The sequence below is a fragment of the Ensifer sp. SSB1 genome, assembly GCF_016652895.1.
Lineage (GTDB): Bacteria > Pseudomonadota > Alphaproteobacteria > Rhizobiales > Rhizobiaceae > Ensifer.
Genome location: NZ_JAEPRP010000235.1, coordinates 1 through 8,848, shown reverse-complemented (window position 1 = coordinate 8,848; position 8,848 = coordinate 1). Strand labels below are relative to the sequence as shown.

Genomic DNA, 8,848 nt, shown 5'->3' with positions numbered 1-8,848 from the left:
GGGCCATCACCCGTTTCGAGGGTTTCGCTCGATGTGCCGCTGGCACGCGATCGAAGCTTTCCGGGTTGGAACAGGGCGCTCCCCGAAAGGGTCGAGTGCCCTGTTTCGTTTTGAAGTACTGCTGAAATGGATCGGTGACCGTCCACTCCTCGTTGAGGCGCCGCCGCTCATACGGGATTGGAAAGGACGCCTGCGCCCCGGCGTTAAGTCTTGTTTCGGTGGCGGTAGACGAGATATGCGCCCGCCATGCTCATCGCCGCCAAAGCGAACCAGGTCAGCGCGTAGACCAGATGGCTGTTGCGAAAACGAACGACCGTAAGTCCGCCGACCGGCAGGCCGCCGGGATTGGGTGCCGCATCCGCATCGATGAAGTAGGGTGCGACATCATGCAGGCCCTTCGCCGCAGAAATCGCGGCGACGTCGCGCGAGAACCAACGGTCGTTTGCCGGATCATTGGAGCGCAGGAAGGCGCCGCCAGGTTCGGTGACGCGGAGTAGCCCTGTTACCGTGGTGGCTCCGTCGGTCTCACCTTCAGCGCGTTCGGCAGCATTGCGGCGATCGACGGGCACAAAGCCGCGATTGATCAGCACGGTCGAACCGTCTTCCAGGCGCATTGGCGTCAGAACCCAGAACCCGGCGCCAAACTCCGTCACCGCCTGCACTAGCGTGGCCTTGCCATGACTGAAGGTTCCGGTTGTGGTGACGCGACGGTATTCGTCCTTCTCCCGTGTGACGGTACCCCAGTCAGATCGCGCTGGTGCCGGCACGGCGGGCGCATTAATGCGCGCCTCGACACGGGCAATGAGATCAAGCTTCCAGGAGAGCCGCTGGACCTGCCAGGTGCCGAGCGCCAGGAACACCGCTACGAGGAACAGCAGGGCGCCCGTCATCATCAGACGGGCGCGGGAGGATACGCGGTCCCTCCCCTTCACCTTATCGTCGGTGGTCATCGTGGTATCCACCTGCCCTGACCCGTCGTCAGGGCATGTTCTTCATCATCTCGTGGGTCATCGGCATCATGTTGGTGTTGAGGTGATGCATGACCCAGAGAGAGCCCGCGAGTGCGATGCCGACGATGATGATCGTGAAGATCAGCGCCATCAACGTCCAGCCTCCTTCGGAGCGCGCATTCATGTGCAGGAAGTAGATCACGTGCACGACGATCTGGACGACGCCGATGCCCATGACAATGACGGCGGTCAAGATCTTGCTGTCCAGCACGCCACCCATGACCAGCCAGAACGGGATGGCCGTCAGGATCACCGAGAGGATGAAGCCCGTCATGTAGCTCTTGAACGAACCGTGGCCGGCGGCGTCGCCGTGATGGCTGTGCGCGTGATGCGGTTCGAACGCGCTTTCGTGGTCGGAATGTGCACTCATCCGAGAACTCCCAGGAGATAGACGAAGGAGAAGACGCCGATCCAGATGACGTCGAGGAAGTGCCAGAACATCGACAGGCACATCAGGCGACGGCGGTTTTCCGGGATCAGCCCGTGCTTGCTGACCTGCACCATCAGCGTGATCAGCCAGATGATGCCGAAGGTGACGTGCAGCCCGTGCGTGCCGACCAGCGTGAAGAACGACGACAGGAAGGCCGAGCGTGTCGGGCCGGCACCTTCGAGAAGCAGGTGGTAGAACTCATAGAGTTCGACCGCAAGGAAGATCGCGCCGAACACGCCGGTGACGCCGAGCCAGAACAGCGTCTCCATCTTGGCGTTGCGCTCCATCTGGAGCATCGCAAAGCCGTAGGTGATGGAGGAGAGAAGCAGCATCGCCGTGTTGAAGGCGACGAGGCCGAGGTCGAAGAGATCCGCCGGCGACGGTCCCGCCGCGTAGTTGCGGCCGACAACGCCATGCGTTGCAAAGAGCACGGCGAAGATCAGGCAGTCGCTCATCAGGTAGAGCCAGAAACCCAGCATGGTGCTGTGTTCCGGGTGATGCTCTTCCGTCAGGTAGAACTGCGGCTTTTCGTTTTCTTGGACTTGGGTTTGGCTCATTGTCTCACATCCGTTCCGTGAGCAGCTTGGAGCGCGCATCCTCGGTCGCCGCAACGGTTTCGGCGGGGATGAAGAAATCACGCTGATAGTTGAACGTGTGACCGATCGCGACGGCGATGAGGGCGACGAAGGACACGGCCGCCAGCCACCAGATGTACCAGATGAGCGCGAAGGCGAGCATGACGCTGATGCCCGAGAGGATGACGCCCGTGCCGGTGTTCTTCGGCATATGGATCGGCTTGAAGCCTTCGAGCGGGCGCTCGTAACCTCGGTTCTTCATGTCGTACCAGCTGTCGTGGTCGTGGACGACTGGGGTGAACGCGAAGTTGTAGTCCGGCGGCGGCGACGAGGTCGACCATTCGAGCGTGCGGCCATCCCAGGCATCGCCTGAGGTCTCCCGCAACTGATCGCGCCTGAGGAAGCTGACGACCAGTTGGATGATGAAGGACGCGATGCCGATTGCGATCAGGACTGCGCCGAAGGCGGCGATGATGAACCAGATCTGCAGCGACGGATCTTCGAACTGGCTGACGCGGCGGGTGACGCCCATGAGGCCGAGCACGTAGAGCGGCATGAAGGCGAAGAAGAAGCCGATCTGCCAGAACCAGAAGCTCATCTTGCCCCAGAACGGATCAAGCTTGTAGCCGAACGCCTTCGGCCACCAGTAGACCAAGCCTGCCATCAGCCCGAACAACACCCCTCCGATGATGACGTTGTGGAAGTGGGCGATCAGGAACAGCGAGTTGTGCAGCACGAAGTCGGCCGGCGGGATCGCCAGCATGACGCCGGTCATGCCACCGATGACGAAGGTGACCATGAAGCCAATAGTCCAGAGCATCGGCAGCTCATAGCGGATGCGGCCGCGATACATGGTGAAGAGCCAGTTGAACATCTTGGCGCCCGTCGGGATCGAGATGATCATCGTGGTGATCCCGAAGAAGGCATTGACCGATGCACCCGAACCCATGGTGAAGAAGTGGTGCAACCACACGAGGTAGGACAGGATCATGATCACGCAGGTGGCATAGACCATCGACGTGTAGCCGAAGAGGCGCTTGCCGCAGAAGGTCGCCACCACCTCGGAGAAGATGCCGAAGGCCGGCAGTACGAGGATGTAGACCTCCGGGTGACCCCAGATCCAGATGAGGTTGATGTACATCATCGGATTGCCACCAAGGTCATTGGTGAAGAAGTTCATGCCGAGGTAGCGGTCGAGCGAAAGAAGGGCGAGTGTTGCCGTCAGGATCGGGAAGGTCGCCACGATCAGGATGTTGGTGCAAAGCGAGGTCCAGGTGAAGACCGGCATCTTCATGAAGGTCATGCCGGGTGCGCGCATCTTCACGATGGTCGCGATCAGGTTGATGCCTGATAGCGTCGTGCCGACGCCGGCCACCTGAAGTCCCCAGATGTAATAGTCGACGCCGACGCCCGGACTGTAATCCGCGCCAGAAAGTGGCGGATAGGCGAGCCAGCCGGTCCGTGCGAACTCACCGACGAACAGCGACATCATGATGATGACCGCACCGCCCGTCGTCATCCAGAACGAGAAATTGTTGAGGAACGGGAACGAGACGTCGCGCGCGCCAATTTGCAACGGCACGACATAGTTCATGAAACCAGTGACGAAGGGCATCGCCACGAAGAAGATCATGATCACCCCGTGGGCTGTGAAGATTTGGTCGTAGTGATGCGGGTTGAGATAGCCCTCGTTGCCGTTGAAGGCGATCGCTTGCTGTATGCGCATCATGATCGCATCGGCAAAGCCACGCAAAAGCATGACGATTGCCAGGATGATGTACATGATGCCGATCTTCTTGTGATCGACCGACGTGAACCACTCGTGCCAGAGATAGCCCCAGAGCTTGTACTTCGTGATCAGGGCGAGAATGGCGATGCCGCCGACGGCCACCGCTGCGAAGGTCGCGACGAGGATCGGCTCGTGATAGGGGATCGCTTCTAACGTAAGCCGCCCGAAGATGAATTGCGTGAGGCTGGTGTCACCAAACATGGGTCTTCCAATATGTCTCGAATTGCGGCCCAAAGGACCTTGGCGCTCGCTGGATCAGGGCCGGCGAGCGCGCGAAATTCCTAGTGCGTCTTGTGCATGTCGTGGTTCATCGGTTCGGCCGCCGACGGCTGATCGCTGCCCGCGGCCGGCTGTTCGCCACCGGCGGCGTTGCCGGCTTCCGGAGCCGTTACACCCGGTGCTGCCGCTTCGACCACGCCGCCCGCATGGCGGTTGTCGTGCTCGAGCTTGGCGCGGTTCTCGTGGCTTTCAACGCCGGCGCCACCCATCATGTCGATGTGCATCATGTCCTTCATGCACATCTGCCCTTCCCGAACGCACATGTTGAGCACGGCGTCATAAAGACCGTCTTCGACGGAGGCGAAGTAACGCACCGGTTCCTTGACGCTCGGCTTTTCGAGCTTCAGGTAGGCGTCGCGGTTGAGCATCGTGCCGTTTTGCTTCACGCGGGCGACCCACTGGTCGAAGCCCGCCTGGTCCACACCGTGGAACTTGAAGCGCATGTGCGAGAAGCCGTCGCCGCTATAGTTGGACGAAAGGCCCTCGTACTCGCCGGCCTTGTTGATGACGGCGTGCAGCTTGGTCTGCATGCCGGGCATGGCGTAGATCATGCCGGCAAGCGCCGGGACGTAGAAGGAATTCATCACCGAGGATGCCGTGATCTTGAAGTTGATCGGCACATCGACTGGTGCTGCCATCTCGTTGACCGTGGCGATGCCGTAGTCCGGATAGAAGAACAGCCATTTCCAGTCGAGGGCTACGACCTCGACGGTGATCGGCTTCATCTCATCGGTTACCGGCCGCGCCGCATCGATGCGGTCGAGCGGCCGATAGGGGTCGAGCTTGTGCGTGCTTACCCAAGTAATCGCGCCGAGTGCGATGATGATGGCGAGCGGCGCCGACCAGATGATGACTTCGAGACCGGTGGAATGGTGCCATTCCGGATCGTACTTGGCAGCGGTGTTCGACTGGCGATAGCGCCAGGCGAAGAAGAGCGTCAGGAAAATGACGGGGACGATGATCACCAGCATCAGGACCGTCGAAATGACGATCAGATCCCTCTGCTGCGCGGCAATATCGCCGGAGGGCGACATGACCACCATGTTGCATCCCGAGAGAACGGAGAGCAACAGGACGGCGACCATCGATCGTCCGGCTAAACTGAATGGCTTCGGCATTGCGGCCTCAACTTGCGTTTTGTCTAGTCGGCATTACTCGGGCATGGTCGCGCATGGAAGTGAGGTCCATCGTCGCAGCGCAGCATTTTGCCGCAGTGCAGTGACGGCCGTATCGCTCTATGCGCGTCTGTACGGGCGCAATGGCTTAATGTCGGTTCGATGCCGGCTGTTCAGGCGACCGTTAGGCACGAACTCGAATGGGGCATGTGCGCATGTACGTGCACGGCATTCTTGATATCAGACGCCAATTGGTCAACACTCTAACGACAAGACGCACGTTCGTCGGAGAAGTTCATGGTTTCGGTCACTCATCCCACATCGTCTGGACTCGAACGGGATGCACGTCGCATCCATGAGGACGACAAGCCTCTGTCCCCGGGAAGTATCGCCATCGGCGTGGTCATTGGGCGAACCTCCGAGTTCTTCGATTTCTTCGTCTATGGCCTCGGCTCGATTCTGGTTTTCCCGAAGCTGATCTTCCCGTTCGCGCCCAATGCGGTCACCGCGACGCTTATGTCCTTCGCGCTGTTTCCCCTCGCCTTCCTCGCCCGTCCCGTCGGGTCCTTCGTATTCATGTGGGTCGACCGCAACTACGGACGCGGCACGAAGCTGACGATTGCACTCGTCATCCTCGGCGGCTCCACCGCGTCCATCGCCTTCCTGCCGGGCTACGACACGATCGGCTACTGGGCGGTGGCGCTCCTTGCGCTCTTCCGACTGGGACAGGGCTTTGCGCTGGGCGGGGCCTGGGATGGCCTTGCGTCGCTGCTGAACCTCAATGCGCCGCAGAATCATCGCGGCTGGTACGCAATGATCCCGCAGCTCGGTGCGCCGATCGGCTTTGCGCTTGCAAGCATCCTCTTCGGCTACTTCGTCAGCAATCTCTCACAGGAGGATTTCCTCGCCTGGGGCTGGCGCTATCCCTTCTTCGTCGCCTTCGCGATCAACGTCGTGGCGCTTTTCGCGCGCCTGCGCATCGTTGCCAGCAAGGAATTCGGCGCTGCCATGGAAGCCAAGGAGCTCGAGGCGCGGCCGATCTTCGAGATGCTGAGCAAGCATAGCATCGACGTCGTGCTCGGCGCCTTCGTGCCGCTCGCCAGCTTTGCGATGTTCCACCTCGTGACGATCTTCCCCTTGAGCTGGGTGACGCTCAACGGTGGCCAGTCGGCCGCTGAATTCCTGTGGGTCCAGGTCGCGGGCGCCGCCCTCGGTGCCATCGGCATCGTGCTGTCAGGCGTGATCGCCGACCGCGTCGGCCGCCGCAACCAGCTGATGATTGGTGCGATCCTGATCGCGATCTTCAGCTTCTCGGCTCCCTTCCTGCTCGATGCCGGCGGCAAAGGTCAGGACGCCTATATCCTGATCGGATTTGCCATCCTCGGGCTTTCCTTCGGCCAGTCCTCTGGTGCCGTGTCTTCGCGCTTCACCCAGTACTATCGCTACACGGGTGCTGCACTGACATCCGATCTCGCCTGGCTCGTCGGTGCTGCCTTCGCGCCGCTCGTGGCGCTCGGGCTTGCCAGCAGCTTCGGCATCATCTTCATCGGCGGTTACCTGATTTCCGGTGCGATCTGCACGATCGCCGCGCTCAGCCTGACCCGAGCCCTCGATCAGCAGTAAGGAGACGGCGGGGCGGCGACGCCCTGCCGACCTCTTCAGAGGCGGACCTCGACGTGAAAGCCCCGATCCGTTCCCGGGGCGGGCGATGCGATCAGCAATCGTCCATGCATCTGTTCCACCAACCGCTGCACGATTGCAAGGCCGAGGCCGGAGCCGGAAGCTTCCGTCGGCCCACGACTGAAGCGCTTGGTCAGGCCAGCCAGGGTCTCCGCGTCGATGATGGCACTGTCGTTGGTGACACCCACACCACGGGCATCAACGTTGATCCTGACGGGGCTGCCGGATGGGCTGTGGATTAGGGCGTTTTCCAGAAGATTGCGGAGCACGATCGCAAAGGCATCGGCGGGGATCGGACGGACAAGATCGGCGCCTTCCGCGACATGGACCTTCAGGCGGCTGGCACCAAGTGCCGAGCGTTCCATGTCCTCAAGGACGAGATCCAGAACCGGCAAAAGGTCGGTGCTTTCGTCGGATATGGCGATCCCGGCTTCGGCCCGCGACATCTGCAACAGCTTTTCGGCCAATCGACCGAGATGAAGCAGTGCGCGCTCGATCTGGCTGGTTCGCTGGCGAAAGGCGGGGGGCACTTCACTCGCCAGCCGTTGTGTTTGCGCCAGCGCACCCGCGATCGGCGTCCTCAGTTCATGGGCGCTGTTGGAAGTGAATTCGCGTTCCGCTTCGAGTGCCGCCTTTAGGCGCGTCAGCAGAAGGTTGACCGAACGGGCGATCGCGCGCAGTTCTCTCGGTAGCGCGCCTTCATCAAGCGGAGCCAAGTTGCCGCTGTCCTTGGTGAGGATTTCTTCGCGCAACTGCTCGACCGGTGCCAGTGCGCGGCGAGCGACAAGAATGATGGCGATAATGCTGGTTGGGATCAGCACGACCAACGGCAAGAGCAGCGCTGTGCCGCCCTCGAAGAGCGCTTCGGTGCGATGCTCGAAGGCGTCGGCCACCTGGACGAAGAGGGAACCATCGGTCGTTCCTGCCGTGTAGATCCGGTGCGTTGCCGTCTGCGAGAAACCGACTTCGAGCGGAACCGCGAAGGGCTCCGGTGCTCCGTCTTCAAACAGAACCCTGCCGCCTCGATCGCGGACCTGATAGATCAGATATTGTGAGTTCAGCGTCGGCGCGATGACGGCAACGGTGGGCGGGCCGTCGTTACGGTCGCGGGCGATGTCGTCGACCACGATCTGCAGCAGGCGCTCGGCAGTCTCCTGGACGCCGCTGTCGAAGATCTCGGTGAATTCGTCCTGCATGACATAGACGCCAAGGCCAAGCGCGACGCACCAGAAGATGGCAACGACGCTCGTCAGCGCGATGGTCAGTCTGCGGGTCATGCTTGCGACACGCGACATCCGCTCACCTGATGCTATAACCAAGGCCCCGCACGGTCTCTATCCGATCGGAGCCGATCTTCTTGCGCAGGCGGCTAATATAGACCTCGACCGTATTGCTCTCGATTTCAGCGCCAAAAGCGTAGAGCGCATCGTGGAGTTGCTCCTTCGATACGAGCGCACCCGGACGGGCGACGAGTTTGTCGAGCACGGCCCATTCCCTTGCGCTGAGGCTCTGGCTTTCTCCTTCGACCAGCACCTTGCGGTGCACCTGATCAATCTCGATGCCGGGAAGTCTGACCTTTGGCGTCGCATTGCCGACATACCGCCTGGAAACGGCCAGCATGCGGGCACTCAACTCGCCGAGGTCGAATGGCTTGACCAGATAGTCGTCCGCCCCGCTGTTCAAGCCTTCGATGCGATCGGAGATCTGGTCATGCGCCGTCAAGATGATGACCGGCGTGCCGTCGTCCCGCTTCCGAAGAGCCCGCAGCAGCGATAGCCCCGAGCCGTCAGGTAGCCGGAGGTCAAGCAGTATCAGGCCGTAGAGGACCGTCTCCGTCGCCGCCATGGCGTCGACTATGCGCGTAAACCAATCGACTGCGTGGCCAGCCGCCGCGACGTGATCGCGTAGCGCCTCCCCCAGAACCTGGTCGTCTTCGACTAGTAGGACTCTCCAGATATCACCGGACACGT

Annotated in this window: 8 protein-coding genes; 1 reads left to right on the top strand and 7 read right to left on the bottom strand. The window is 61.1% G+C overall.

Going from position 1 to position 8,848, the window contains the following annotated elements:
- Positions 1-203: 203 nt before the first annotated feature.
- The 5 genes from I8N66_RS33960 to cyoA form a co-directional block, all read right to left on the bottom strand.
- Positions 204-893 (bottom strand): SURF1 family protein, encoded by a 690-nt coding sequence (locus tag I8N66_RS33960; protein ID WP_291163905.1) that lies wholly within the window; start codon positions 891-893, stop codon positions 204-206.
- Positions 894-978: 85 nt separating this feature from the next.
- Positions 979-1,380 (bottom strand): cytochrome o ubiquinol oxidase subunit IV, encoded by a 402-nt coding sequence (gene cyoD, locus I8N66_RS33955; protein ID WP_113540671.1) that lies wholly within the window; start codon positions 1,378-1,380, stop codon positions 979-981.
- Positions 1,377-1,997 carry a cytochrome o ubiquinol oxidase subunit III gene (cyoC, locus tag I8N66_RS33950; RefSeq protein WP_291163901.1) on the bottom strand — a complete coding sequence of 207 codons (621 nt, stop codon included), beginning with the start codon at positions 1,995-1,997 and terminating at the stop codon, positions 1,377-1,379. Before cyoC ends, cyoD begins: the two co-directional genes overlap by 4 nt.
- 4 nt (positions 1,998-2,001) lie before the next feature.
- Entirely contained in the window at positions 2,002-4,005 is a 2,004-nt protein-coding gene (gene cyoB / locus I8N66_RS33945; RefSeq protein WP_291163898.1) for a cytochrome o ubiquinol oxidase subunit I, read from the bottom strand.
- 80 nt (positions 4,006-4,085) lie between these two features.
- Positions 4,086-5,168 carry a ubiquinol oxidase subunit II gene (gene cyoA, locus I8N66_RS33940; RefSeq protein ID WP_291163895.1) on the bottom strand — a complete coding sequence of 361 codons (1,083 nt, stop codon included), beginning with the start codon at positions 5,166-5,168 and terminating at the stop codon, positions 4,086-4,088.
- A 327-nt stretch (positions 5,169-5,495) separates the two neighbouring features.
- On the opposite strand from cyoA, the gene I8N66_RS33935 reads away from it, so the two are divergent.
- Positions 5,496-6,821 carry an MFS transporter gene (locus I8N66_RS33935; protein WP_113540667.1) on the top strand — a complete coding sequence of 442 codons (1,326 nt, stop codon included), beginning with the start codon at positions 5,496-5,498 and terminating at the stop codon, positions 6,819-6,821.
- A gap of 35 nt (positions 6,822-6,856) precedes the next feature.
- Here I8N66_RS33935 and I8N66_RS33930 read toward each other — a convergent pair whose 3' ends face one another.
- The gene (locus tag I8N66_RS33930) at positions 6,857-8,173 is read right to left on the bottom strand and encodes an ATP-binding protein (RefSeq protein ID WP_291163890.1); all 1,317 of its coding nucleotides are present in this window, start codon (positions 8,171-8,173) and stop codon (positions 6,857-6,859) included.
- A gap of 4 nt (positions 8,174-8,177) precedes the next feature.
- The gene (locus I8N66_RS33925) at positions 8,178-8,846 is read right to left on the bottom strand and encodes a response regulator transcription factor (protein ID WP_291163887.1); all 669 of its coding nucleotides are present in this window, start codon (positions 8,844-8,846) and stop codon (positions 8,178-8,180) included.
- Between the last annotated feature and the right edge of the window lie 2 nt (positions 8,847-8,848).